Below are 25,575 nucleotides of genomic sequence, written 5' to 3' on the forward strand. Positions count from 1 at the left end.
CTTGATCGCTGCGCCCGGCGTCTACCGAACGCTGACACCCCTTGACGCATCCACGGCCCGGTCGCTTGCAGCCAGGTTCTGCCCGCGGCGTTGGCCGATGTGTGAGTGTCTGCCCGGTGTGCGGGCTGCGCCGCCCCCACATCGGGTCGAAGCTCACAGATCGCCCACGCCGGATGCGCCTCGCGCACTCGGGCTCTAGCGCTCGCTCTGCGCGCGGTCGAGCAACTGAGCCAGGTGAATGCCGCGCCGGGTGGTGAGGTCGGCGATCTGGGTGCGGCACGAGAACCCATCGGCGAGCAGCGCAGCGTCGGGCTTGGCGTCCATCGCCGGCAGCAGCTGTTGTTCGGCGACCTTGACGCTCACCTCGTAGTGCCCCTGCTCGACGCCGAAGTTGCCTGCGAGGCCGCAGCATCCGCCGAGTTGCTGCAAGTTGGCGCCGGCGTCGCGCAACAGCGCGGCATCGGGCGACCAGCCCATCACCCCGTGATGGTGGCAGTGCGGCTGCGCGACCACGTCGACACCGGACAGGTCGGGCGCCGTCCACCGGTCGTCACCGGCGAGGAACTCCGCGAGCGTCGACGTCGAGCGCGCCACCAGCGCGGCGTCCTCGTCGCCGGGCAGTAGCTCGGCGGCGTCACCGCGCAGCACGGCCGTGCACGACGGTTCGAGCCCGATGACGGGCACGTGACGACGCGCGACGGGCGCGAGGTCGCCGATCAACCCGCGCAGTTGCTTCTTCGCCCCGTCGAGCTGGCCCGTGGAGATCCACGTCAGACCGCAGCAGCCGGCGCGTTCTACGACGAACGGTTCCCAGCCTGCGCGCCGCAGCACACGAACCGCGGCCTGACCGACCTCGGGCGAGAAATGGTCGGTGAACGTGTCGACCATGATGACGACGGCGTTCTCCGGCACCACGCCACGACGGTCGGCGTCCTCGAAGAACCCGACATCGTTCGTGCGGCACCAGTCACGGAACGACTCACGCGCCAACGACGGCACCGAGCGTCGCGGATCGACGCCGGCGAGCTTCTTGAGCACCGGCACCTTGCCCGTCACCGCGAGCGCCAGGTTGAACACGCCGGACGCCATGTGTCCCAGCCGAACCCAGCGCGGAAGCTGCCCCAACGCGTAGTGCGAGCGCGGACGCAGGCGCCCCTTGTACGTCTGATGCAACACCTCCGACTTGAACGCGGGCATGTCGATACCCGTCGGGCAGTCCGATGTGCAGCCCTTGCACGACAGGCACAGATCGAGCGCCTCGTGCACCTCCGGCGAGCGCCAACCGTCGTTGACGAAACCGCCGGAGAGCCCGCCCTGCACCATCTCCTGCAGCAGCCGCGCGCGTCCGCGCGTCGAGTCCTTCTCGTCACCGGTCGCCGCGTAGCTCGGGCACATGACGTTCGTCGTCCCGATCGTGCTCGCGCGGCACTTGCCGATGCCGGTGCAGCGGTGGACGGCGCGCGCGAAGTCGCCGCCGTCATGCGCGTACGCGAGTGCGAGGTCCTTCGTCAGTGGCGGTACGTGCGCCATGCGGACGTCGGCCGCCGCCGGCGCGGGATCGACGAGGACGCCCGGGTTGAGCAGGTTCGTCGGGTCGAAGATCTCCTTGACGCCGGCGAACAACGCGAGCGCCTGCGACGAGTACATCGAGCTGAGGTACTCGCTGCGGGCGCGCCCGTCGCCGTGCTCACCGGACATCGACCCGCCGTAGCGCGCCACGAGCTGCGCCGACTCGTCGAGGAATTCGTGCAGCACCTGCGTGCCGCCCGGCGCGCTGAGCGGAAAGTCGATGCGGATGTGCAGGCACCCGTCGCCGAAGTGTCCATACGGCAACCCGGAGAGGTCGTAGGTGTCGAGCAACGCGTCGAAGTCACGCAGGTACGCGCCAAGCTTTTCGGGCGGGACGGCGGCGTCCTCCCAGCCGGGCCACGCGGGCAGGTCCTTCGGCGAGCGCCCCGCAAGGCCGGCGCCGTCCTCACGCACCTTCCACAGCGCACTCGTCTCCGCGGCGTCGAGCACGACGCGCCCGTCGATCGCCCCGCAGCCGACGAGACACGCCTCGGCGCGCGCGAGCACCTCGTCGCGATCGTCGCCGGCGATCTCGACGAGCAGCCACCCCGACCCCTTCGGCAGCGCCGGGACGGCCTGCGCGCCGCGCCGCGCGATGAGGACGTCGACGAGCCGCCGGTCGATGCCCTCGCACGCCGTCGGCGTGAACTGACGCACGAGCGGCGCGGCGTCACCGGCGGCCGGCATGTCGTCGTAGCCGAGGACGACGAGGATGCGGAACGCCGGTTCCGTCACGAGCCCGACAGTGGCCTCCGTCAGCACCCCGAGCGTGCCCTCGGTGCCGGCCATGAAGCGTGTGACGTCGAACCCGCGTTCCGGCAGCAGCGTCTCCATCGCGTAGCCGGAGACCTGACGATCGAAGCGCCCGAACTCCTGCCGGATCGTCGCGAGGTTCGCGCCGACGAGGTCGTCGAGGCGCCCGAGGTAGGGGTGCGCGGCGGTCAGCGCGTCGCGCGACGCCCCGTGATCGAGGCGCACGAGCTCCCCCCCGGCCGTCGCCATCTCGAGCGAGAGCAGGTTGTCGCTCGTCTTGCCATACGCGAACGCCCGCGACCCGCACGCGTTGTTGCCGATCATCCCGCCGATCGTGCATCGCGTGTGCGACGACGGGTCCGGCCCGAAGCGCACCCCGTGCGGCAGCACCGCGCGCTGCAGGCTCTGATGCACCGCGCCGGGTTCGACGACGGCGCGCCGGTTCGCGACGTCGAGGTCGAGCACCTTGTTCATGTGCGTGCTGAAATCCATGACGATGCCGGGCCCGACGGCGTTGCCGGCGCATGACGTGCCCGCGCCGCGTGCGGTGATCGGCACGCCCAGACTGCGCGCGACGGCGAGGGTCTCGAGCACGTCATCGGTGTGGCGCGGACGCACGATCGCGCGCGGCAGCACGCGGTACAGGCTCGCGTCGCTCGAGTACGCGGCACGCTCGACACCGCTGACGAGGACGTCGGTGACCTCGTGATGACGCAGCTCGTGCGCGATGCGCCCGACGTCGATAGTGGCGGCATGCGCCGTGACGTCGGCGGCGGGCGTGAACGGGATGCTCGGCGTACTCACGCGTTCATTGTGCCGCGCCGCCCCTGGGCGCGTCGGGCAGCGTCGTAGATCAAGACAGGCCCCGGGTTCGTACGGCACAGTGGCGTCATGACGACCGCGACGCACGAAGCTACTGTCGAACAGACCTCCCTGACCACCGATGACGGCCTGACGCTCGCGGCGACGTGGCACCGACTCGCCGTGTCGTCGGCTGACGAATCGTCGGCTGGCGACTCGTCTGACGAGGGCATGCCGACCGGCCGCACGCCGAAGCGTCCCGTCGTCGTCGCGGTGCACGGCTACCCTGACGACCAGCGGGTCTGGGACGCGATGATCCCCCACCTCATCCCGCGCGCCGACGTCCTCACCTACGACACCCGCGGGTCGGGCCGTTCCGACGCGCCGCCGTCACGCGACGGCTACGCCCTCGACAAGTTGCGCCGCGACGTCGATCGGGCCGTCACCGCAGCCGCCGAGAACGGGCATGAGGTCCATCTGCTCGCCCACGACTGGGGTTCGATCCAGGCCTGGCAGGCCGTGACGGACGACGGCGCGGCCTCCTGCGTCAGCAGCTTCACGACGATCTCGGGCCCATGTCTCGATCATGCGTCGCGCTGGATGCACGCGATGGCCCGTGGTTCGACCCACGATCGCCTGTTCCTCGCGCAGCAGGCCGCGTCGTCGATGTACATCGCGTTCTTCCAGACCCCGCTGCTTCCGGAACTCGTCATCCGCAGCGGCGCGTTCGGCCGGCTGTTGCAGCGCGGCGACGGCGCCGAGCGCGAGCGCCGCGACATGCTCGACGGCCTCGAGCTGTACCGCGCCAACATGGGGCTGCGCCGGCACGGCTCCAGCGCGGACGCGACCTCCGGGCCACGTCGCACCGACGTGCCGACTCAGATCGTCGTGCCGACGAAGGACCGCTACGTCCGCGAACCCATCGCCACGTACGGCGCGGCCTACGCCGCGACGTCCCGCGTGCGGCGTCTCGACGCCGGGCACTGGGCCGTGCGCTCGCACGCCGGCGACGTCGCCGACCTGGTCATCGAGCACGCGGGCCTGTAAGACCGGCGCGCCGACATCACGACGAGCCGACGCAGGTGATGATGTCGTCGGGTTGGTACTTCGTGTGGATCTTGTCGGTGCGCACCACGTTCGAGCCCTTCTTGAGGGTGCGCCACACGTCGACCTGGAAGCCTGGCGTGCCGTTTCCGACGGAGTTCTCGCACCCCTTGACGTCCTTCACGGTGCGTTGCTTCGGCTGCACCACGTCGGTCTTCGGCCCCGTCTTCGTCGACACGTCGTACTGGCGTGTGCCGTAGAAGTCCATGACGACCTTGTTGCCGCTCGTGCCCGCCTTGATGAGGATGAGGTGGCCGGTGTCGTTCGTCCACGTGTTGTCGACGCCGGGGTTCCACAGGGTTGCCTCACGACCCATCGGGTAGCGATCGATGTAGACGTCGTGCGGGGTGTGCTCGTCGAGCTGCACGCCCGCGAAGAACGCCGTGTTGTAGAGCACCGTCGAGACCTGGGAGACGCCGCCGCCCATGCCGTCGACGTGGATGCCGCCCTGCAGCGTGCCCGCCTCGACGTAGCCCTTCTCCTTCGTCAACGAGTACCCCAGGGCACGCAAAAGTGAGAACTGCTCACCGGGTCTGACCACCATCCCGTTGAGCGTCGCGAGCGCCGTCTCGATGTTGTGGGTGCGCGCGGCGTTCTCGGCGCCGCCGGGCAACTTGGACTCGAAGTGCGCCATCGATGTGGTGGGCAGCGACGAGACGTTGATGTCCTTCTCGGTCACCTGCGGCTGCATCGGCTTCATGGGCAGGTTCGCGACGTGGTTGCCCGTCAGTGCTGCCGCGACGACCGACTGCACCTTCGAGGCGTCGATCTGCTGGCCGGCCTTGCCCGGCTGCACGCTCGGCTTCCCGTCCTTCCACACGACCTTCGCGTCCGTCGCGATGTCGTTCTGCATGTCGGTGCTGCGCTCGAGGACGTGGGCGAGCAGTGCGTCCGCGTCGACCTTGATGGAGGGCTTTCCGTGCGCGTCCGTGTCGGAGGAGATGACCTCGGAGACATCGGAGGGTTTCATCGTCACGGTCTCGCCATTGGCCTTGACCTGCAGCGGCTCGGACATCGCCTTCTTCGCATCGCCCGCCGCGAACGCGGTGACGGCGTCCTGCGTCGCGTCGGCCTGCTTGTCGACGAGCTTCGTGGTGTAGGCCGTGGTGCCCGGCCAGTGCTCGGCGACGTCCTTCGCGACCGCCTTCTCGTCGACGCTCTTGCCCGGCGCGCCCTTGACGACGACGACCTCACCGTTGATGAACTTCACCTTGCCCTGCGTGGGCGCGCCCTTGATCGAGGTGCCCGCCGAGCTTTTGACGAGACGCGCCAGCGCCGCTTCGTCGACCGTGTACCGCGGCGTGACGGCGCCGCCGTCACCGCTGATGTGATGGATGAGGCGGGTAGGCGACAGGCTGAACCCGGTGACGCCGTCGAGCGTGCGCGCCACGTCCGGCTTCCATGCGCTGGACGGCTCGAACGCGAACTTCTGCCCGTCGGCCGTGACGGTGGCCTGCTGCTGCGCCCCCGGGCCCGGCAGGCCGGAGACCTGACGCGAGGCCTGTTCCATCGTCATCCCGCCGATGCTGCGGCCCGCGACGGTGGTACCGCCCGCGATCGTGTCCTTGTAGTGGTAGCAGGCCCCGACGTAGCCGATCGCCGCCACGGCGAGTACACCGGCGCCCCCGAACCAGGCCAGATGCCTGCGCCGACGCGTGCCGTCCGGCTGCGTCGCCTGCACCTGCTCGTCGTCCGCCACGGTGACCTCCTGCATGTCTCGAACCCGCGAAAACCCCGCGCCACGGGTCGCACCATTGCACCACGAACGGCGGCGTCCGACGATCTGGGCACGAGCGACGCGTCAGCGCAACCGGCCGAATGCGCCCCGGTAATACGTGAGGGCGTCCTCGGGAGCGTCGCCGACGGCGAGCGTCAGCACCTCACCGACGACGATCGTGTGGTCGCCCGCGTCGAGGGTCGAGACCGTGCGGCACTCGAACTCCGCGAGGGCGTCGTCGACGAGGGCGAGGCCCGTCGCGTCACCGCGGTGGTGCGGCACGCGGTCGAGCTGGCCGTGCAGCGGACGCCCGCGCGTCGCGAGCCACGACGCGATCGGCTTCGCACTGGCACCGAGCAGGGAGACCGCCCATTCGCCGCGCTCCATGACCGCCTCGAAGAAGCGGGCCTCGCGTTCGACGCTGATGAGCATGAGAACAGGGTCGAGCGAGACGCTCGTCAACGAGTTGATCGTCATGGCGTGGTCGATGTCGCCGACGCGCGTGGTCACGACGCTGACGCCCGTCGCGAGACGGCCGATGGCCTTGCGGTAGTGGTCGGGGTCGACCGGTTCGTGGTGGGAGGTCATGCGATCAGCTCCGGGCGGGTCGCGCTCGGCGTGGCGTTCTCGGCGCCGACGATGCGGCGGCGAGCGCGGGCGTCGTACTCGGTGAACCCCTCACGTCCTGAAAGACGTGCGGCGACGTCGTTGGAGAGCGCGTAGACCTCGTCGGCGACGCTGACCTGCGTGCGGTGCTCGCGCAGCGCCTTGATCTGGAGGCTGACGGCCGCGTCATCGACGACCGCGTGCGTCACCTCGTCGTCGGGCACGACGGACGGCGGGTAGGCGTCGCCGCGCTCGGGGACGACGAAGCCCGTCTCCCGGAGGAACTCGGGCGAGCACATCGCGTGCAGCCAGGCGCGATCCTCCTGTGCCCACGACTGCGGCGTCAGGGTGATGAACAGCCTCGGACGCGCGGTCGATGCGGCGAGCGCGGCGACCGTCACCTCGTGCGCGCGGATGTGGTCGGGATGGCCGTAGCCGCCCTGCTCGTCATACGTGACGACGACGTCGGGCGCGAGCGCGTCGACGTACGCGGCGACGTCGGCAGCGACGGCCTCGATGTCGGCGCCCGTGAACGCCCGGGGGTGGGATGCCGACGGCGTGCCTGCCATGCCCGAATCGCGGTACGTGCGCGCCTCAGGGCGGTTCGCGAGAGCGCGGAAGGCGTCGTCACCGAGGACGACCGACGACGTCACCCCCATCGCCGTCATCGCGCGGCGCAGTTCCTCGCGACGCACCGGAGCGAGCTCGTCCGCGACGTCGTCGGGACGCGCTGAGCCGGCTGGCAGTTCGAGGTGTTTGAGGTCGTCAGGGATGACCTCGCCCTCCTCCCCCAGCGTGCAGGTGAGCACGTGCACCTCGTCACCCCGCGCGACGTGATGCGCCATCGTCACACCCGTCCACAGCGATTCGTCATCAGGATGCGCATGCGCGAAGAGAAGCCGAGCCATGAGGTCAACCTTCGTCCTCCACGCGCCGAAACGCAAAGAGCGCAGTGGCCGCATGCCTGGGGTCGAAGGCTCAGCGGCGGTACCGCACCGCCCCGTCCTCGAACCGGAACCCGATCGGAAACGCCATGGTGATGACGCCATCGGCGTAGTTCACATGCACCGCGTCGGCGTACTCTGCCGCCTCCTCGGCCGTCGCGAACACCCTGAGGACGGTGTTGTGGGGCGTCTCGTCGTGCTGAACGATCCAGACGCCCTCCCGGTTCTTGTTCATGGCCCCACTCTGCCGCACGCGAAACGGCCGGCCACCCTCGTTCGAGAGTGGCCGGCCGTTCGTCGATCGTCAGCTGATCAGGTCAGCTCTTGTTCGCGTTGCGAACACGCGACGCGGTGCGCGCGCGCTCACCGGCGTTGAGCACGACCTTGCGGATGCGCACGGCCGTCGGGGTGACCTCGCAGCACTCGTCCTCACGGCAGAACTCGAGGCTCTGCTCGAGGGAGAGCTGACGCGGCGGGATGACCTTCTCGAAGTTGTCGGCGGACGACGCGCGAACGTTCGTCAGCTTCTTCTCCTTGGTGATGTTGACGTCCATGTCGTCGGCGCGGCTGTTCTCGCCGACGATCATGCCCTCGTACACCTCGGTGCCCGGCTCGACGAACAGCGTGCCGCGCTCCTGCAGGTTGACCATCGCGTACGACGTGACGGGGCCCGTGCGGTCGGCGACGAGCGACCCGGCGACGCGCGTCGTGATGGTGCCCGCCCACGGCTCGTAACCCTCGGATGTCGAGTGCGCGATACCCGTACCGCGCGTCTCGGTGAGGAACTCGGTGCGGAAGCCGATGAGGCCACGCGCCGGGACGACGAACTCCATGCGGATCCAACCGGTGCCGTGGTTCGTCATCTGCTCCATGCGGCCCTTGCGGGCAGCGAGCAGCTGCGTGATGGCGCCGAGGTACTCCTCGGGCGTGTCGACCGTCAGGCGCTCGAACGGCTCGTGCAGCTTGCCGTCGATCTCACGCGTGACGACCTGCGGCTTGCCGACGGTCAGCTCGAAGCCCTCGCGGCGCATCTGCTCGACGAGGATGGCGAGCGCCAGCTCACCGCGGCCCTGCACCTCCCAGGCGTCGGGACGCTCGGTCGGCAGGACGCGCAGCGACACGTTGCCGATGAGCTCCTTGTCGAGGCGGTCCTTGACGAGACGCGCGGTCACCTTCGTGCCGCGCTCCTTGCCGACGAGCGGCGAGGTGTTCGTTCCGATCGTCATCGAGATCGCGGGCTCGTCGACCGTGATGAGCGGCAGCGGCTCCGGGTTCTCGGCGTCGGCGAGGGTCTCGCCGATCGTGATGTCGGGGATGCCGGCGACGGCGATGATGTCGCCGGGGCCCGCGGCCTTCTCGGACGGCTTGCGCTCGAGGCCCTCCGTCATGAGCAGTTCGGTGATCTTCACCTTCTGCTGGGTGCCGTCGGCCTTGCACCACGTCACCTGCTGGCCCTTGGCGATCTCACCGTTGAACACGCGCAGCAGCGCGAGTCGGCCGAGGAAGTTGTCCGAGTCGAGGTTCGTCACGTGCGCCTGCAGCGGCGTGCCCTCCTCGTACGTCGGGGCGGGGATCGTCTCGAGAATCGTCTTGAACAGCGGCTCGACGGAGTCACCCTCGGGCAGGCCACCGTCGTCGGGACGCACGGTCGAGGCGATGCCGTTCTTCGCCGACGCGTAGACGATCGGGAACTCGATCTGGTCCTCGTCCGCGTCGAGATCCATGAACAGTTCGTAGACCTCGTCGATGACCTCGGCGATGCGGCTGTCGGGACGGTCGACCTTGTTGATGCACAGGATGACGGGCATCTTCGCGTCGAGGGCCTTGCGCAGCACGAAGCGCGTCTGCGGCAGCGGACCCTCGGAGGCGTCGACGAGCAGGACGACACCGTCGACCATCGACAGACCGCGCTCGACCTCACCACCGAAGTCGGCGTGACCGGGGGTGTCGATGATGTTGATCGTGACGAACTCACCGTCGTCGAGGCCCGCGACCTCCTTCGCGGCGGGGCCCGCGTAGTGGATCGCGGTGTTCTTCGCGAGGATCGTGATGCCCTTCTCACGCTCGAGGTCACCGGAGTCCATGACTCGCTCTCCGGTGGTCTCGACGGTGGCGCGCTCGGCGAACACGCCGGCCTGCCAGAGCATCTTGTCGACGAGGGTGGTCTTGCCGTGGTCGACGTGGGCGACAATGGCGACGTTGCGAACGTCGTTACGAGACTTCAAAGCCATGCTTGCCATTGTCGCAGGGTTTTCGACCTGCCGGGGACGCGGTCCATCCGAGGGTCCGCAAGGCCGCGCCCTCGGGGTGCGGATGATGGACGCACCTGATGGTTCGACCGGCCGCAAGGCCGCGCCCTCGGGGTACGGGCCGAGCCGAAGCCAACGTGACCGGACTCATCGAAGCCTCACCTACGTGGCGCTCGCATCGTCGATCGCGCACGATGCGCGTCATGACGACCACGACTCCCCACAGCGGCGAGGCCCACGATGCCGGGCATGCCGCGAAGCTCAACTGGCTGCGCGCCGGCGTTCTCGGAGCCAACGACGGCATCGTCTCCGTCGCCGGCCTCGTCATGGGTGTCGCCGGAGCGACGGCTGAGCGCACCCCCATCATCATCGCGGGTGTCGCGGGCATCGTCTCTGGTGCGCTGTCGATGGCCGTCGGCGAGTACGTCTCCGTCTCGACGCAGCTCGACAGCGAGAAGGCGCTCCTCGCCAAGGAGAAGCTCGAGCTCGCCACGATGCCCGACGAGGAACTCGCCGAACTCACGCAGATCTACGTCGACAAGGGTCTCGACGAGCCCCTCGCTCGCGAGGTCGCCGTCCAGCTCACCGAGAAGGACGCGCTGCGTGCGCACGCCGACGCCGAACTCAACCTCGACCCCGACGACCTCGCGAACCCGTGGACGGCCGCCGGTGCGTCGTTCGTGTCGTTCGCCCTCGGTGCTCTCATCCCGCTGCTCGCGATCCTGCTGCCGTCGCCGTCGCTCAGGGTGCCGGTGACGGTTGTCGCCGTCGTCATCGCGCTCGCGATCACCGGCTTCGTCAGCGCCCGCATCGGCGGGGCGAAGCGTGGACGCGCCGTCGCCCGCAACGTCGGCGGCGGCGTACTCGCCATGGCCATCACCTTCGGCGTCGGTTCGCTCGTCGGCACGGGCGTCGCCTGAGCTGTCTGACCTGAGCGGCTGTCTGACCTGTACGACCGGCGGGTCTGCCCGGGTGTCCGCATCTGCCCGGCTGACGCTGCAGCTGCTCGACTTTTGCGCATCTGCGCGAGGAATGTGACGCACATTCCTCGCGCAGATGCGTATTTCTCGCGCAGCTGGGTTTGGTTCAGTGAATGGCTGGCTCCCCGCGGGGAGTTCCATCAGGACACGAGGTGCTGCGCCGTCCGCGTCGATGTGACGAGTTGTCCACAGGGCCTCAGCGGCCGGGCCTCATTCTCGACCAGGCTGGGCTCATGACGACGATCCCCCGCGCGAGCGCCGGCGGCGCGGTCCGCTCCGACACCGCCCCTCAGGGCGCTCGGGCCTTCACTCCGAACGACACCGCCGCGAGCGTCCACCACCCGGTCGACCCCGATACCGACCCCTCACCGAACGCCCGTGGTGCGGCCGCCTCCGACGCGAGCGCCCCCGGCGTGACGATTCCCGACGTGCTCCTCGCACTGTCACGGCTGGGGCATTTCACGCGGGCGCAGGCCCTGGGCGCGGGCGTCACCGATTCGCAGTTGCGACGCTGGGGGCAGGCGGGTGTGCTGACCCGCCTCGGTCAGGGTCTCTACGCCGTACAGCCCGCGCCCGGCATGGCCGGCGGCGTCACGCGCACAGATGGGCCAGACGACCCCTGGCAGGCAGCCCGTGAGGATCACCTGCGGCGGGCGGTCGCACTGCTCGAGGCCATTCCCGGCAGCTACCTCACCGGTGTGACGGCCGCGCTGGCCCACCAGCTGCCGGTGCTCACCATGCCGACCACGGTCGAGATGTCCCGTCGCCCGTACGGACCCAGCACCCGCCCCGGCCTGGCGATGCGTCGGCCGTGGGGCGCCGGGCCGGCCGACGTCCCCCTCGCCGGCATCGCGCGGCCCGTGCAGGGCCTGGCCCAAGTCGGCATCGACATCGCGGCCCACCACGGCATCCCCGACGGTCTCGTCGTCGCCGACGCAGCTCGCCGTCTGGGCCTCGACGCCGATGCCCTCGTCGCCGCGGCGGACGCCTTCGGAACTCGCGCGGGCGCTCATCAGGCACGAACGGTGGCACGGTTCGCGGATCCGCGAACCGAGTCGGCTGCGGAATCACGGGCCCGCTGGGTGCTGGCGACGTTGGGGTACACCGTCATCCCGCAGTTCGAGGTGTACGACGCGCACGGACGGTTCGTGGCGCGCGCCGACTTCCTCGTGGCGGGGACGAACGTCATCGTCGAGGTCGACGGGCTGCTCAAGTACACCGACCGCGAAGCGCTGCGCCGCGAGAAGCTCCGCGAGGTCGCCCTGCAGCGACTCGGCTACCACGTCGTCCGCGTGCTCTACCGCGACCTCGACCACCACGAGCGCGTGAGGTCACTCGTGCGCGAGGCCGTCGCGCTTGCGGCACGAGCCTCCTGAACGAGCGACCTCGGGCGGGCACCCGCCGCGCCGTTGAACGAGCGGGCCACCCGCCTCACCGCGCCACGAGAGCCCAGCTGCACGAGAAATGTGCATCTGCACGAGGAATGTGCGGCACATTCCTCGTGCAGATGCACAAAAGTCGAGCAGCTGATCCGCCGGCCCGCCGGCCGCACGTCAGCGTCGGGCCTGTGCACCGGCCGCGGGGGCTTCAGCCGTCGCGCGGGTCGACGAGACCGGAGCCCTCGGGCGCGTGGGCGGGGTCGGTGCCGCGTTCGACGATACGGTTGTCGCCGTCGACGAACACGACACGCGGCTCGTGCGTCGCGACCTCGTCGGGACCGAACATTCCGTACGCGATGAGGATGACGGTGTCCCCCACCCCGACGAGGTGAGCGGCGGCACCGTTGATGCCGATGCGCCCCTCACCCGCAGGGCCGGCGATGACGTAGGTAGTGAGTCGGTGGCCGTTGTCGACGTCGACGATGTCGATCTGCTCGCCCTCGACGAGGTCGGCGGCCTCCATGAGGTCGGACGAGATGGTGCACGAGCCGACGTAGTGCAGGTCGGCGTGCGTGACGGTCGCGCGGTGAATCTTGGCTCGCATCAGGGTGCGCAGCATGAGGGCCTCCTCCTCGAAAACGGCCTCAAGCGTACGTCCACGAGGCGTCGTCCCCCAGGAAGCGGAGGACCGCCACCCGGCGGCAGGCGATCACCGACGTCTCGGCAGGTCACCCCAGAGGCGGAGGCCTACGGACTCGCACGTCGCGTGGCGGCGTGATGGGATCGAGCCATGCCTCGACTCGGTGACCTCTCCGCCCTGGCCGGCCGCCCGTTCGCGGCCGTGCTGTTCGACAACGACGGCACGCTCGTCGACTCGACGCCCGCCGTCATCCGCTCATGGGTGGCGTGGGCGCGCGAGTACGACATCGACCCGCACCTGCTCGGCCAGCATCACGGGGTGCCGGCGTCGGGCATCATCGCGCAGATCGCGCCGCATCTGAGCCCCGGCGAGGCGGAGGTCGCGCTGGCCCGCATCACGGCGATGGAACTCGCAGACACGGACGGGGTCGTCGCGCTGCCCGGAGCCGTCGACGCGGTCGCGGCGCTGCTGCCCCGTCGGTGTGCGGTCGTGACGTCGGCGACGCATGAACTTGGGTTGGCGCGCCTGCAGGCCGCGGGCATCCCGCTCCCGGACGTGGTCGTGACGTTCGACGACGTCGAGCACGGCAAGCCGCACCCCGACCCGTTCCTCGTGGCTGCCGAGCGTCTCGGGGTCGCCGCCGAAGAATGCCTTGTCGTCGAGGACGCACCAAGCGGTCTGCGCGCGGCGAAGGCCGCAGGATGCGCGACGCTCGCGCTGACGTCGACGACGAACGTCGCCAACCTCGACGCGACAACGGACGCCGACGCAATCGTCGATTCCCTTGCTGCTGTTCGCTTTTCAGTGACGAACTCTACGGTGCAGATCGCGACACCTTGACCCTGCGGGGCGGCGCGGCACCGCACCCCCGCGGGCTCCTGTCGAGGCAGTACAGCCTGAATACACGCGGCGGAAACTCCCAAGCTCGGGCCCCGGAGGCCCGCGGGGTCGCGGGTCGGCTGCCAAACTCCCAAGCTCGGGCCTCTGAGGCCAGCGGTCACGTGACGAGCCCTCCCCGCCTGTCATTCGATGTTCATGTTCACTGCACCGGCAAGGTGCTCCACACGACGGAACAGACCGGGCCGGCGGCGTAGCGTTGAGGTCATGAGCGATCGCGTTGTTCTCATCGGTGCCGGTGACGTCGGGGTGGCGTACGCGTACGCCCTCGTCAACCAGGGTCTCGTCCACGAGTTGTCCATCATCGACATCAACACTCAGAAGGTGACGGGCGAGGTGATGGACCTCAACCACGGCGTCGTGTGGGCGCCGTCGCCGACGCGCGTGACGGTGGGGTCATACGACGACTGCGCCGACGCCGACCTCGTCGTCATCACCGCGGGTGCGGCGCAGCGCCCGGGTGAGACGCGGCTCGACCTCGTCGGGCGCAACGTCGAGATCTTCCGCTCGATCGTCGGCTCCGTGATGGATACGGGTTTCGACGGCATCTTCCTCGTCGCCAGCAACCCGGTCGACGTGATGGCCTACGCCACCTGGAAGTTGAGCGGTCTGCCGTCCGAGCGTGTCATCGGTTCGGGCACGACGCTCGACTCGGCGCGCCTGCGTTTCATGCTCGGCGAGCTGTACGACGTCGCACCGTCGAGCGTGCACGCGTCGATCATCGGTGAGCACGGCGACACCGAGGTGGCCGCACTGTCGTCCGCGAACGTCGCGGGCGCGCCGCTGTCACGTGACCTCGAGAGCGTGCCGGGGCGCCGTGAGGAGATCGAGCGTGTCTTCACCGACACGCGTGAGGCGGCCTACCGCATCATCGACGCGAAGGGTTCGACGTCGTACGGCATCGGCATGGCCCTCGCGCGCATCACCCGCGCCATCCTGCGCGACGAGTACACCGCGCTGCCGGTCTCGACGAAGCTGCACGGCACGTACGGCATCGACGACCTGTTCATCGGTGTGCCGACGGTGCTGGGGCGCAGCGGAGTCAAGAGCGTCGTCGAACTCGACCTGAACGACGCCGAACGCGACGCCCTCGCCCACTCCGCCAAGGTACTCAGCGGCGTCGTCGACTCGACGGGGCTACGCGACTGAACGCTCCGAGACGACGACAGACGACGAAAGGGGTTGTGGAGGTTTGCGCGTCTGAGCGCACGAACCTCCACAACCCCTTCGCCGGTGGGAGGGCTCGTCAGGCGGACGGGTGCGTCATGTCGGCGGGCACGACCCAGCGGTCGAAGTCCTCGCCCGTCACGTCGCCGGACGCGAGCGCCGCTTCGCGCAGCGTCGTGCCCTCCTTGTGCGCCTTCTTAGCGATGGCGGCGGCCTTGTCGTAGCCGATGTGACGGTTGAGCGCCGTCACGACCATGAGGTTCGAGGCGAGGTTGGCGTCGATGCGCTCCCGGTTCGGCTCGATGCCACGTGCGCAGTGCGCGGTGAACGAACGACACGCATCCGAGATGAGGCGGATGCTCTCCAGCACGGCGTGCGCCATGACGGGCTTGAACACGTTGAGCTGGAAGTTGCCCTGCGAGCCGGCGAAACCGACCGTCGCGTCGTTGCCGAACACGCGGGTGGCGACCATCGTCATCGCCTCGCACTGCGTCGGGTTGACCTTCCCCGGCATGATCGAGCTGCCCGGCTCGTTCTCCGGGATGACGAGTTCGCCGATGCCGTTGCGCGGCCCGGACGCGAGCCAACGCACGTCGTTCGCGATCTTCATGAGCGCCCCGCCGAGCAGCCTGAGCGACGAGCTGACGGCGACGAGCTCGTCGTGCGCCGACAGCGACGCGAACAGGTTGTCGGCCTGGTGGAAGCTCTCTCCCGTGATCTCGGAGATCTTCTGCGCGGCGAGCATGCCGAAGTCGGGGTGCGCGTTGAGCCCCGTACCGACGGCGGTGCCACCGATCGCGAGCGCCCGCGTCGCCTGCTCGGCCTGTCGCACCTGCGACAGCGCGAAGTCGAGCTGCGCGACCCAGCCGCCGATCTCCTGACCGAGACGGATCGGCGTCGCGTCCTGCAGGTGGGTGCGCCCGACGCAGATGACGTCGTCGAACTCCTTCGCCTTGGCGTCGAGCACGTCACGCAGCTCGGTGACGGCCGGATAGAGGCGCTCGACGAGGTCGAGGACGACGGCGATGTGCATCGCCGTCGGGAACGTGTCGTTCGACGACTGACCGCGGTTGACGTGATCGTTGGGGTGAACGGGCTTCTTCGAGCCGCGCTCTCCGCCGGCGAGTTCGATCGCGCGGTTGGAGATGACCTCGTTGGCGTTCATGTTCGACTGCGTGCCGGAGCCTGTCTGGAACACGACGAGCGGGAACTGATCGTTCAGCTTGCCGTCGATGACGTCGTCCGCGGCCTTCTCGATGAGCTCCGCGACGTCCTTCGGGAGCTGCTCGAGATCGGCGTTCGCCTGCGCGGCGGCCTTCTTGAGGATGCCGAGTGCCCGCACCATGACGGGCCCCCACACGAACGTGTCACGGCCGATGTCGAAGTTCTCGATGCTTCGCTGCGTCTGCGCGCCCCAGTAGGCGTTCTCGTCGACCTCGATCTGACCCATGCTGTCGGTTTCGATGCGCTTGACCATGCCTCCAGCTTAGGCACGCCTCACCACGATCGCGAACGCCCGGAGGGGTGCGCGGCGAGGCCACCCTCGTCGTCAGCGCCCAGCCGTAACCCTCTGCGTCCTGATGCACCCGGGTGCACTTGGACGCAGGTGGGCGGGGAGGTCACAACCAGTCGTTGTGGCGGAAGATCGCGTAGAGCCCGCCCGACAACGCGACGATGACGACGACGCTCATGACGAGCCCCGAATGCGCCTGGAAACCGGGGTAGGGCACGTTCTGGCCGAACCAGCCCGTCACGGCCGTCGGCACCGAGATGATCGCGGCCCACGCTGCGAGTTTCTTCATGATCGTGTTGAGCCGCGCGTCCTGCAGCGACAGGTTCGTCTCGAAGACGGTGCTCACCATGTCCCGCAGCGACTCGGTCCACTCCGAGGCACGCAGCACGTGGTCGTACAGGTCGTCGTACCAGGCGTCGAGCGGCCCGCCCGTGCGCCCGCGGTGACGCATGAGCGCGTTGACGACCTCACGCATCGGCAGGACGACGCGGCGCAGCGCGACGAGATCCTTGCGGATCGCGTACGTCGTGCGGACGAACTCGCTGCCGGTGCGCCGCTCCGCGAACAACGTCTCCTCGAGGCCCTCGAGAGCGTCGTCGAGCGACTGGATTGTGTCGAAATGGCCGTCGACGACGTAGTCGAGCAACCCGTGCACGAGCGCGCCGCTGCCCTGCGTCATGAGTGAGGCGGAATCATCCCAGCGCTTCACGACCTCACCCATGTCGAACGCTTCGCAGTGCGGCGAGCTGACCCTGATCGTGATGAGCGCCCGCGGCAGCACGATGCCGCTGATGCGCGTGACGCTGAGGTGGCTGCGCCCGTCAGCGTGCTCGGCGAGGGTGTCGGTCGCGAGCTGCGTGGCGTACACGGTGAAGAACAGATGGTCGGCGTGAGCCGTCACCTTGGCGCGCTCGTGCGGAGCGAGAGCATCCTCGACCACAGTCCCGCTCACGCCCAACCGCAGGACGAGCTGACGCAGTTGCTCCGGCGACGGGTCGAGCAGGTCGACCCAGACGAGGTTCTCCTCGTCGCGCATCGCGTCGGCGAGCGCACCCGCCTCGATGGAGCGCGCCTTCGTCTCTTTCCTGCGCCACACCCGCGCGTCAGCGATATCGAGACCCTCGATCATGACGGCTCACCGGCGCGCGGGGGGTTCGAGCGAAGCGGAGCAGGACGAATCATGAGCGCATTGTGACGCATCGCCCCGACAAGACGCTGTGGATCGCGCCGACAGGACGCTGGGATCGTCGCGGCCCGGTTCACGGGGCGGAAGCACCCACGGACCATCGCGCTACTCGCTTCGTCGTTCGTCGCGGCCCGCTCACGGGTCGCAGGCCCTAGGCTGACGGCATGTCCTTCACGGAGTACTTCAGCCCTGACCGTTTCGACTCCCCCGCCACCGAGGACGACCTCACGCACGCCGAGAAGAAGCTCGGCGTTACCTTTCCCGACGACCTGCGCGCCTTCTGGCTGACGACGGCGACGTACAACGGCAACGTCCACATGGCCGACGGCACCGACGGGCCCTACCTGCGCGTGCTGCACCCGAGTTCGGTGACCAAGACCGGCGACATCGTCGTCTTCGGCCGCGGCGAGGACTGGGACTTCGGCGTCGTCCCCGGTCACCCGACGCGCTGGGTCGACGTCGAGCGCGACAGCGGCGAGGAGCTCAGCGAGCTCGGCGCCACGTTCGTCGGCTTCCTCGAGTCGCTGCGCAACGAGCACGCCGAGCAGGACGACCTGTTCGCCTGAGGGCGGCGATCAGGGCGCTATGACGCGCCCACGCTGACCATGACAACCGGGCGTCAGGCGTGATGACGGCGCCGGGCGCGGCGCGTGGTGCGTCATCACGACGCATCGGCGGGGCGCTGCTCCGTCGTCACTGCGCCTCGAACCACTCGGTCCACGAGCGCCCGCGGACCCCGGAATGGCGGGCATCTCGACACCGGCGAACCTCCAGTGCCACCGCGCCGGCACACCCGTCAGAGCGTCTCGACGAGGCGGATGCGCTGCAGCACGACGGGCGTCGCATCGTCGACGACGAGGTCGGGGTCGCCGAGCTCGGCCCGCATCGCGTCGGAGGCCCAGAAGCGCTCGTGCGCCCCGCGCCATTCGTCGACGCTGCGGTACCCCTCCCCCTCGTCGACGGCGTGCTCGAGGTCGACCTCTCCCAGCGGGACGACGCGCACCTCGACCGTCTCGGTGACGCCGACGGGCATCCCCGCCGACGAGATGAGCACCTCGCGCTCACCGACCCGCGGCAGTTCATCGTCCGCTGAATACGCGGCTGCCAGGGATGATGTCGCCGTCTTGGCACCGCGAAGGATCGGCGCGAGCAGCGCGTCCCGTTGCGGGCCCGCGAACCCGTACAGACCGGGTCGGGCACCGGGCCACTGCGCGTCGATCGCGACCTGACGAACCCTCTCCACGTAGCTCTCCCAGGAGAACTCGTCGCCCCACGGCAGGTTGGGGTTCGCCTCACGCATGCCGACGCGTCCGTCGAGCAGTTCGCGCAGGACGTCGACCTGCCCCGCGTGGCGGGCCACCTCCACGCTCAGATGGACGAGAACGCGGTGCAGGGTGACGTCGGGCTGCGGCCACCACGGCACGTGGCCGGCGGCGTCGAGGTCGAGGCTCGCGATCGTCTCGTCGGCGTGTGCGACGGCCCGGCGGTAGAGGCGCACGACGCTCTCCACGGTCTCGTCGGACGTCGCCCACAGGTCGGCGTTGGGCTCGGCGTCCTGCCCCATCCACGGCAGCTCCTCGCCGGGGCGGTCGAAGACATGCCCGAGGTAGCCGTACTCCATCGCTGCGAGGTGCTTGACGATGCCGAGCAGGTTCGACCCCGTCGACGTCATCGGCCAGCGCAGCTGCCACTCGTCGAGGCCCTCAAGCTTCCACAGGATCGCCGAACGCAGCGAGTCGAGGTACGTCTTCAGCGTGGCCTTGTCGTCCATTCGACCAGGGTAGGTGGCGGCGGTGACAATGGAGCGCATGCCCACCTCGACTCCCACGACGTCGTTCACCGCAGCGCAGAGCCGCGCCCTCATCCGCTCGGTGTTCGGCATCTTTCTCGTCAACGGCCTGATGATCGGGGCCTGGGGCGGTTCGCTGCCCGGCCTCCGTGAACGCCTGCACACCGACGCGTCGGGGATCGGGCTCGTCCTCCTGCTGGCCGGGGGCTCCGCGATCGTAGCCATGCAGGTGAGCGGCCGCGTTTCCGACCGGCTCACACCGCGCCTGCCGTCACTCGTCGGCGGAGTCGGCCTCGCCATCGGGTTGCTGGTGGTCGCGTTCGCCCCGAACTACCCCACCCTCGTGGTCGGCGGCGTGATGATCGGCGCGTGCAACGGTGTCATGGACGTCGCGATGAATGCCCTCGGCGTCGACGCCGAGCGGGCCTCCGGTACGGCGGTCATGAGCCGGTTCCATGCGTTCTTCTCGCTCGGAGGTTTCCTCGGCGCCCTGCTCGTCATGGGCTCGGCGAAACTGCAGGGCGGCGACGGGGCTGATCCGAGGTGGGCCCTCGTCGCGGCAGCGATCTTTGCCGGGGCGGGGCTCACCGCACTGTTCGCTCTGACGCCGCAGGCACCGCATGTCGAGGACAGCACGGACGACGCCGCGCCGATCAGCCCCAGGAGCGGCGACGCACCGCCGCGACCCGGCATCCCGCCGCAGGCGTGGCTGCTCGGCGTCATGGCCCTGTTCTTCGGGTTCACGGAGGGCACCGCGATCGACTGGGCCTCGATCCACGTCACGGACGTCGCGCACGTCGACCCGGGGGTCGGCGCCGCCGGTCTCGTCTGCGTGTCCGCGACGATGGTCGTCATCCGGCTGCTCGGCGACTCACTCGTGGCACGATTCGGGCGCGCCGCCGTCGTGCGCTTCGGCGCGCCCGTCGCGGTGGCCGGGTTCGGCGTCGTCATCACCACGTCGTCGCTGCCGCTCATCCTCGTCGGCTGGCTGCTCGTCGGGTTGGGTGTCGGCATGATCGCCCCGCAGATCTACGCCATCGCCGGCCACATCGGCGGCGGCCGCGTGCTCGCCATCGTCACCGCTTTCGGCTATACCGCGTTTCTCGCCGGGCCCGGCATCATCGGCTTCCTCAGCAACCACTTCGGCATCCAGCGCGCGATGATCCTGCCGTTCGTCGCGGGCCTGCTGTTGACGGGGCTGACGTTCACCGCGGCGTTGCGCGACCCACAGGAGAGCTGACGCCTCGTCCCCGCCGGGTCAGTCGAGCGCCTGCCCCCGACGTTCGGGCAGCGCGAGCGCGGCAAGCGTCGCGACCGCGAAGGCTGCGGCGATGACACCGAACGTCCAGCCCTCGCCGTGATGGGTGAACACCCAAGGCACGACGAGCGGCGCCACGATCGAGGCGATGCGCCCGAACGCCGTCGCGCCGCCGGCGCCGCCCGCGCGCATGAGCGTCGGGTAGATCTCGGGCGTGATGGCGTACAGCGCACCCCACGCGCCGAGGTTGAAGAAGCTGAGTGCGCACCCGGCGGCCATGATCGCCGTCTCCGACGAGGCCTGACCGAACAGCAGCGCCGACACCGTCGAACCTGCGAGGAAGATCGCGAGCGTCGGTCGGCGTCCGATCTTCTCCACGCACACCGCAGCCACCGCGTATCCGGGCAACTGTGCGATCGTGATGACGAGGGTGAAACCGAACGACTTCGCCACCGGAAAGCCGTTCGCGACGAGGAATGTCGGGATCCACAAGAAGGCCCCGTAATAGGCGAAGTTGACGCCGAACCACGTCGCCCACAGAGCGGCAGTCCGCGTTCGATACGGCGCCGAGAACGGGCTCGCCGGCTCTGACGTTCTGGTCGTCTCGACGTCGACGGCGGTTCCCTGCGCGCCCGCGTGGGTGTCGGCAGCGTCGTCGAGGTGCGCGCCGTCGCTGCGCTGCGCCGGACCCGCCGCGGCCTCGAACGAGCGCACGATGCGTTCGGCGTCGTCGTCGCGGCCGACCTTCTCGAGGAAGCGCACCGACTCGGGCAACCCGCGGCGCACGTGAATTGCGTAGAGAGCGGGCACGAGCCCGAGCGCCATCGCCCAGCGCCACCCGTTGTCGTGCGGCACGATCGTGAATCCGATGACGGCCGCGAGCAGCCACCCGAGCGCCCAGAACGACTCGAGGGCGACGACCATCCGTCCTCGCAGGCGCTTCGGGGCGAACTCGCTCACCAGGGTCGAGGCCACCGGGAGTTCCGCGCCGAGGCCGAGCCCGACGACGAAGCGCAGGGCGCACAGGACGAGGAAGCTCGGCGCGAGCGCCGACAGACCCGTCGCGATGCCGTAGACGACGAGTGTGCCCGCGAACACGGTGCGGCGGCCGATGCGGTCGGCCAGGGCGCCGCCGACACCGGCGCCGATCGCCATGCCGACGAAGCCGATCGAGGCGAGCACCGACAGGTCGCCGGTCGTCAGCCCCCACTCCTTCTTGACCGCCACCATGAGAAAGCTGATGAGCCCGACGTCCATCGCGTCGAGCGCCCAGCCGACGCCCGAACCGACGAGCATCGAGCGATGACGCGCCGTGAACGGCAACCGATCGAGCCGCTCGGTTCGACTCGCGGGAGCCGAGAGTGGGGTGGGACGGACCGTCATGGCGCCGCTCTTTTCGTCACATGGGAAAGAAAGGAATGACGTTCACCCTAACGCCTTTGTGTCATGACGATGAATAAAACGTCACGCCGACTTTCGGCGGGGCACGAACGCGAGCAGCGCAACGGCTGCGACGACGGTGAGGCAGCACAGCGTCGCGTAGGTCGTGGCGCCGGCGACGAAGCCTGCGCCGATGCCGCGCCCGCTCCGGCAAGCGAGACGAGGACGTCGCACGTGCCCTGCGTGCAGGCGCGGGTCGCGCTCGAGGTAGCGTCGACGAGCATCGCCGTGCCGGCCAGCAATCCAGCGTTCCAACCCAACCCCAGCAGCACGAGCGCCGCGATCATCACATCCCCTTGGCCCCCACCCTCCCCGGTGAACTCCCCCTGCTACGTGGTTGGTGCTGGCCTCGTTGGATTCGCGGGTGGGTCTGGCGGTCGAGGATGTGGCGCTGAAGGCGCAACTGTGCCCCACCCCTGGTGAGGTGTCGGGGTGGACGCGACGGCAGGTGCTGCGTCATCTGGCGCACCTGCAGACGCACGGGTTGGCGCAGGTCTCGGCGAACGGCGAGTGGACGCGCCCCCAGACCCTGCCGACGCTCGAGGCGGCGTCCGTCGAGCAGGTGGTGCGTGACCGAATCTCGTTGGAACGACAGGTCTTTCGTGAGCGTGCGTCGACCTGGGTGCTGGCGCGGCGCGCGTCGATCGCTGCGTGCCAGGAGCGCGCACAGCGATGGTGGGCGGGCTTGGACGTGGGTGAGCGGGCGTTGCGGGTGCAGCGGCTGAGCGGGGAGTTCTCGCGTCTGAGTGTGTGACAGCAACAGCAGCACAAGCGCGTGTGGGAGGAACGCAACCTACGCCGTGGTCTCGACCCGTCGCGGCGACATGCGGACTGGCTCGAGGCGCAGGATCGACGCGAGTTCGAGCGGCGCCGTGAGGAGCGACGCGTGTGGTTCGCGAATCTGGCTGAGCCCCTGCGTCAGGCGTACGCGTCGAGCTGGGATGACCACCGCCGCCGCTACGGCTACCCCACGTCGGTGGATGGGGGCTCTGAGCCGGGGTGAGCCAACCTAGGCGGCCCGTCGTGGCCCATAATTGGGCAGGACGCACCTCACACGAGATGAACACCTACAGGGGATGGCGTGGCGAACAAGAACCTCGGCACGGCTCGCAAGCGAAGCGTGACGAGTTCTGACGGCGTCGATGTGGCCGGGTGCACCGTGCACACGGATCGCGGTCGCAATTCAAGAGCCGCAAGTTCGTGCACGCGGCCCTTCCAAAAGCCAGCCTCGACAGTACGAGTTCTCTCGTCGCCCACTGAAGGAGAACGGTCATGCCGGTCGCGTTCGACACCACTATCCCCATCGCGACGCCGCAGCGCCGTGAAGATCTCATCGACGCCATCATCACCGCCGCGGACAAGCATGGAGAGACTCACTGGCTCGAGTGGAAGAGCGAATGCGACCTGGGTGCCAAAGCTGGCATATTCGAGTTCGCCAAAGAGATACTCGCTCTGGCCAACCGCGACGTCTCAACGGCACAAGCTGACTACGGGGGGTTCGGCTACCTTGTCGTCGGAGCGAGCGAGTCCGGCCTTCACGGCGCACCCGCCTTCAGCGCCACCGAGATACAGCAAAAACTGGCGACCTTCTTAGGAACTGGCCTTGAAGCGCCCGCCTGGACAGCGCACCACGTAGCCAGGGGGGAAAAGACAGTCCTCGTGATCGAAGTAGCTCCTCCCGCTGACGGCGATCCGCTACGTGTCCTCCAACGCGACTTCGGAAAAGCACGGGCCGGCACGGTCTATGTGCGACACGGTGAGATCGCCTCACCAGCAACTCCGGACCAATTGAGGATGCTTCAGGCTCGCTTCCTCGCAGGCCGATTCGACGACCTCGTCACCGAGCGGCTCGCCCTAGCCTGTACAACACTCAATGCCGAGTTGGAGTGCCGCCCCAAGGCTGGGCCATGGCACCCCACGGCACGCATCCGACCCCGCACCTACGCGGGCGAGTGTCCCGAAGAAATCCTTGTCATGACCGCACCACAAGACTCCTTCGAACGCGCGGTACCTGATGCCCACCTACTCAGCCCCCTGCAAGCCGCAGGCATGATCATCGTCTTCCCTGAAGGCACCGACCTTCTCCACGCCAGTCAAGAAACCCAAGCTTTCCTGCAGGATCAGGGCATTCGTCTTGCCGACAACCACATGGGCCCAGGCAAGCCGATCGCGCTGTGCGGCGCCGGCTTCGCGCAGCTGCACCAGAGCGTGCAGTGGCTCCTCATCGCAGCGTCGCAAAACGGTCAGCTACCTATGCCGATCGGCTTCCACTGCTTACAGCTTTCTGGCCCGAACGACCAGTCCTAGCTGTACCACCCACGCGCCATCCGGCGAGCATTGCTCAGCCGTCACTGCCCGCCGATGTCAGCTCATCGCCACCGCAGCGTCCAGGCTGAGATGGTGATGCGTAGGCGCCGTTGCCGGCGATGACGTCATAGATAAGGCGGCGTGAGACCCCAAGGTCGATCGCGAGCTTGGCCTTGTTCGCGCCGGCGGCTGCTGCCTGACGCACGTGCGCAACCTGTTCGTCGGTGAGGCGGCGGGCGCGGCCCTTGTACACGCCGCGTACTTTTGCCAGGTCGATGCCTTCACGTTGGCGTTCGCGGATGAGGGAACGCTCGAGTTCGGCGACGGCGCCGATGAGTTGGCGCTGGAACGTCGCGAACGGGTCGGCCGTGGCGTCGGGTGAGAAGGTGAGGCGTTCCTTGACGAACTCGACGCTCACCTTGCGCGCGGTGAGGTCGGAGACGATCTGCTCGAGGTCGACCAGCGATCGCGCGAGCCGATCCATCGACGCGACGCGCAACGTGTCACCGCGACGCACGTAGCGCAGCGCATCCGACAAGCCAGCGCGATCGGCTCGGCTCTTGCCCGATTGATGGTCAGTGAACAGCTCATCGACGCCCCCAAGCGCTTCGAGCTGCCTAGCGAGATTCTGTGACGTCGACGAGACGCGTGCGTACCCCACGATTTGACCCGGCATGTCTAGACCCTACCCGCAAAGTGGGCAAAAAGACGGTTACCGACCCTATTCGCATGCGCGTCCGATCCGCCCGTGCTAGTGCAAATAGGGTGTACCCCACCCCACGCAAGTAGGAACCCCCTCAGATGCACACTCTCGGACAAGGGGAATCTAGGGATGGCCCTATCGGCACACTCGGGCGCTCGGGTCGGCGGCTTCGCACCAATCGGTCAGCCGCAGTCCTCGGCTGTTGCAAAAACCTTCGTTTGAGCTACATGCAGGAAGAAGCGTGCCCGGTGTCTACCTGAGGTGTTGTGGTGGACTGACAGCGTGACGAGCGAACCTGTGCTGGAGATGTTGTGGGAGACGACTGATCCCCTGGCCGTTTTGAGCGAACGGTTCGGCTTCCCTTCCGGCAGTGAAGCAGTTGCCTGGCTTCGGGGTGCGGTGTCGCGCTATTACGGCATGTCGCTCAAGGATTGCCAGCGCATTGTGATGAGCGACGGCAATGCCCTCGCATGGATCAGCACGAGTCAAGGCCGCTTCATCGCGAAATGGTCCAGGACACCAGAGAAGTTTGCTCGTCTGGACGCGATCTCGGACTGAAGCGCCCTGGGTTTC

General features: G+C 68.7%; 23 protein-coding genes. 10 read left to right on the forward strand and 13 right to left on the reverse strand.

Features of this window, described 5'->3' with window-relative positions:
- Window positions 1-195: 195 nt before the first annotated feature.
- On the reverse strand, window positions 196-3,126 hold the full coding sequence (locus tag HMPREF0321_RS14045; RefSeq protein ID WP_006947458.1) for an FAD-binding and (Fe-S)-binding domain-containing protein: 2,931 nt from the start codon (window positions 3,124-3,126) through the stop codon (window positions 196-198).
- Window positions 3,127-3,213: 87 nt separating this feature from the next.
- Between HMPREF0321_RS14045 and HMPREF0321_RS14050 the strand changes: the two genes are divergently transcribed.
- Window positions 3,214-4,170 (forward strand): alpha/beta fold hydrolase, encoded by a 957-nt coding sequence (locus HMPREF0321_RS14050; protein WP_006947478.1) that lies wholly within the window; start codon window positions 3,214-3,216, stop codon window positions 4,168-4,170.
- 16 nt (window positions 4,171-4,186) lie between these two features.
- Here the strand turns inward: HMPREF0321_RS14050 and HMPREF0321_RS14055 are convergent, their stop codons facing one another.
- The 5 genes from HMPREF0321_RS14055 to typA all read right to left on the reverse strand — a co-directional run bounded on the left by HMPREF0321_RS14055 (window position 4,187) and on the right by typA (window position 9,725).
- Entirely contained in the window at window positions 4,187-5,941 is a 1,755-nt protein-coding gene (locus HMPREF0321_RS14055) for a VanW family protein (RefSeq protein WP_040015150.1), read from the reverse strand.
- Between the two features lie 87 nt (window positions 5,942-6,028).
- Window positions 6,029-6,532 carry a flavin reductase family protein gene (locus HMPREF0321_RS14060; RefSeq protein WP_006947412.1) on the reverse strand — a complete coding sequence of 168 codons (504 nt, stop codon included), beginning with the start codon at window positions 6,530-6,532 and terminating at the stop codon, window positions 6,029-6,031.
- Window positions 6,529-7,458 (reverse strand): PIG-L family deacetylase, encoded by a 930-nt coding sequence (locus tag HMPREF0321_RS14065; protein WP_006947409.1) that lies wholly within the window; start codon window positions 7,456-7,458, stop codon window positions 6,529-6,531. The genes HMPREF0321_RS14060 and HMPREF0321_RS14065 overlap by 4 nt, the downstream gene beginning before the upstream one ends.
- A gap of 70 nt (window positions 7,459-7,528) precedes the next feature.
- Window positions 7,529-7,729, reverse strand: coding sequence for a hypothetical protein (locus HMPREF0321_RS14070; protein ID WP_006947467.1), 201 nt, complete (start codon window positions 7,727-7,729; stop codon window positions 7,529-7,531).
- An 82-nt stretch (window positions 7,730-7,811) separates the two neighbouring features.
- Window positions 7,812-9,725, reverse strand: coding sequence for a translational GTPase TypA (gene typA / locus HMPREF0321_RS14075; protein ID WP_040015152.1), 1,914 nt, complete (start codon window positions 9,723-9,725; stop codon window positions 7,812-7,814).
- A gap of 212 nt (window positions 9,726-9,937) precedes the next feature.
- Between typA and HMPREF0321_RS14080 the strand changes: the two genes are divergently transcribed.
- Window positions 9,938-10,663, forward strand: a complete 726-nt coding sequence (locus tag HMPREF0321_RS14080) for a VIT family protein (RefSeq protein WP_040015153.1) — start codon at window positions 9,938-9,940, stop codon at window positions 10,661-10,663.
- A gap of 293 nt (window positions 10,664-10,956) precedes the next feature.
- Complete coding sequence (locus HMPREF0321_RS14085; RefSeq protein ID WP_006947436.1) at window positions 10,957-12,099, forward strand: type IV toxin-antitoxin system AbiEi family antitoxin domain-containing protein; 1,143 nt, start codon at window positions 10,957-10,959, stop codon at window positions 12,097-12,099.
- Window positions 12,100-12,310: 211 nt separating this feature from the next.
- Here HMPREF0321_RS14085 and panD read toward each other — a convergent pair whose 3' ends face one another.
- Entirely contained in the window at window positions 12,311-12,721 is a 411-nt protein-coding gene (gene panD, locus HMPREF0321_RS14090) for an aspartate 1-decarboxylase (RefSeq protein WP_006947480.1), read from the reverse strand.
- A 171-nt stretch (window positions 12,722-12,892) separates the two neighbouring features.
- Between panD and HMPREF0321_RS14095 the strand changes: the two genes are divergently transcribed.
- Window positions 12,893-13,582 carry an HAD family phosphatase gene (locus HMPREF0321_RS14095; protein ID WP_006947431.1) on the forward strand — a complete coding sequence of 230 codons (690 nt, stop codon included), beginning with the start codon at window positions 12,893-12,895 and terminating at the stop codon, window positions 13,580-13,582.
- 264 nt (window positions 13,583-13,846) lie between these two features.
- Window positions 13,847-14,788: an L-lactate dehydrogenase gene (locus HMPREF0321_RS14100; protein ID WP_006947407.1), complete on the forward strand. Its 942-nt coding sequence runs from the start codon at window positions 13,847-13,849 to the stop codon at window positions 14,786-14,788.
- Window positions 14,789-14,885: 97 nt separating this feature from the next.
- Here HMPREF0321_RS14100 and fumC read toward each other — a convergent pair whose 3' ends face one another.
- Both fumC and HMPREF0321_RS14110 read right to left on the reverse strand, forming a co-directional pair.
- Window positions 14,886-16,283, reverse strand: coding sequence for a class II fumarate hydratase (gene fumC, locus HMPREF0321_RS14105; protein ID WP_006947470.1), 1,398 nt, complete (start codon window positions 16,281-16,283; stop codon window positions 14,886-14,888).
- A 142-nt stretch (window positions 16,284-16,425) separates the two neighbouring features.
- The gene (locus HMPREF0321_RS14110; protein WP_006947435.1) at window positions 16,426-17,448 is read right to left on the reverse strand and encodes a magnesium transporter CorA family protein; all 1,023 of its coding nucleotides are present in this window, start codon (window positions 17,446-17,448) and stop codon (window positions 16,426-16,428) included.
- A gap of 221 nt (window positions 17,449-17,669) precedes the next feature.
- Here HMPREF0321_RS14110 and HMPREF0321_RS14115 point away from each other — a divergent pair, with 221 nt between their 5' ends.
- Window positions 17,670-18,071: an SMI1/KNR4 family protein gene (locus HMPREF0321_RS14115; protein WP_006947443.1), complete on the forward strand. Its 402-nt coding sequence runs from the start codon at window positions 17,670-17,672 to the stop codon at window positions 18,069-18,071.
- A gap of 230 nt (window positions 18,072-18,301) precedes the next feature.
- Here the strand turns inward: HMPREF0321_RS14115 and HMPREF0321_RS17200 are convergent, their stop codons facing one another.
- Window positions 18,302-19,276: a DUF664 domain-containing protein gene (locus HMPREF0321_RS17200; protein ID WP_006947427.1), complete on the reverse strand. Its 975-nt coding sequence runs from the start codon at window positions 19,274-19,276 to the stop codon at window positions 18,302-18,304.
- Window positions 19,277-19,313: 37 nt separating this feature from the next.
- On the opposite strand from HMPREF0321_RS17200, the gene HMPREF0321_RS14125 reads away from it, so the two are divergent.
- On the forward strand, window positions 19,314-20,534 hold the full coding sequence (locus HMPREF0321_RS14125) for an MFS transporter (RefSeq protein ID WP_136788712.1): 1,221 nt from the start codon (window positions 19,314-19,316) through the stop codon (window positions 20,532-20,534).
- An 18-nt stretch (window positions 20,535-20,552) separates the two neighbouring features.
- Here the strand turns inward: HMPREF0321_RS14125 and HMPREF0321_RS14130 are convergent, their stop codons facing one another.
- Entirely contained in the window at window positions 20,553-21,935 is a 1,383-nt protein-coding gene (locus HMPREF0321_RS14130; RefSeq protein ID WP_006947432.1) for an MFS transporter, read from the reverse strand.
- Between the two features lie 81 nt (window positions 21,936-22,016).
- Entirely contained in the window at window positions 22,017-22,166 is a 150-nt protein-coding gene (locus tag HMPREF0321_RS16630) for a hypothetical protein (protein WP_156444873.1), read from the reverse strand.
- A 190-nt stretch (window positions 22,167-22,356) separates the two neighbouring features.
- Here HMPREF0321_RS16630 and HMPREF0321_RS14140 point away from each other — a divergent pair, with 190 nt between their 5' ends.
- Entirely contained in the window at window positions 22,357-22,746 is a 390-nt protein-coding gene (locus tag HMPREF0321_RS14140) for a maleylpyruvate isomerase N-terminal domain-containing protein (protein ID WP_139023679.1), read from the forward strand.
- A 518-nt stretch (window positions 22,747-23,264) separates the two neighbouring features.
- Complete coding sequence (locus HMPREF0321_RS14145; RefSeq protein ID WP_006947413.1) at window positions 23,265-24,299, forward strand: helix-turn-helix domain-containing protein; 1,035 nt, start codon at window positions 23,265-23,267, stop codon at window positions 24,297-24,299.
- Between the two features lie 34 nt (window positions 24,300-24,333).
- Here HMPREF0321_RS14145 and HMPREF0321_RS14150 read toward each other — a convergent pair whose 3' ends face one another.
- Window positions 24,334-24,975, reverse strand: coding sequence for a recombinase family protein (locus HMPREF0321_RS14150; RefSeq protein WP_006947465.1), 642 nt, complete (start codon window positions 24,973-24,975; stop codon window positions 24,334-24,336).
- Between the two features lie 309 nt (window positions 24,976-25,284).
- On the opposite strand from HMPREF0321_RS14150, the gene HMPREF0321_RS14155 reads away from it, so the two are divergent.
- A complete protein-coding gene (locus tag HMPREF0321_RS14155; RefSeq protein WP_139023680.1) occupies window positions 25,285-25,560 on the forward strand; it encodes a hypothetical protein in 276 nt (91 codons plus the stop codon).
- Window positions 25,561-25,575 lie beyond the last annotated feature (15 nt).

Origin of the sequence: Dermacoccus sp. Ellin185 (genome assembly GCF_000152185.1) — a bacterium.
GTDB classification, from domain to species: domain Bacteria; phylum Actinomycetota; class Actinomycetes; order Actinomycetales; family Dermatophilaceae; genus Dermacoccus; species Dermacoccus nishinomiyaensis.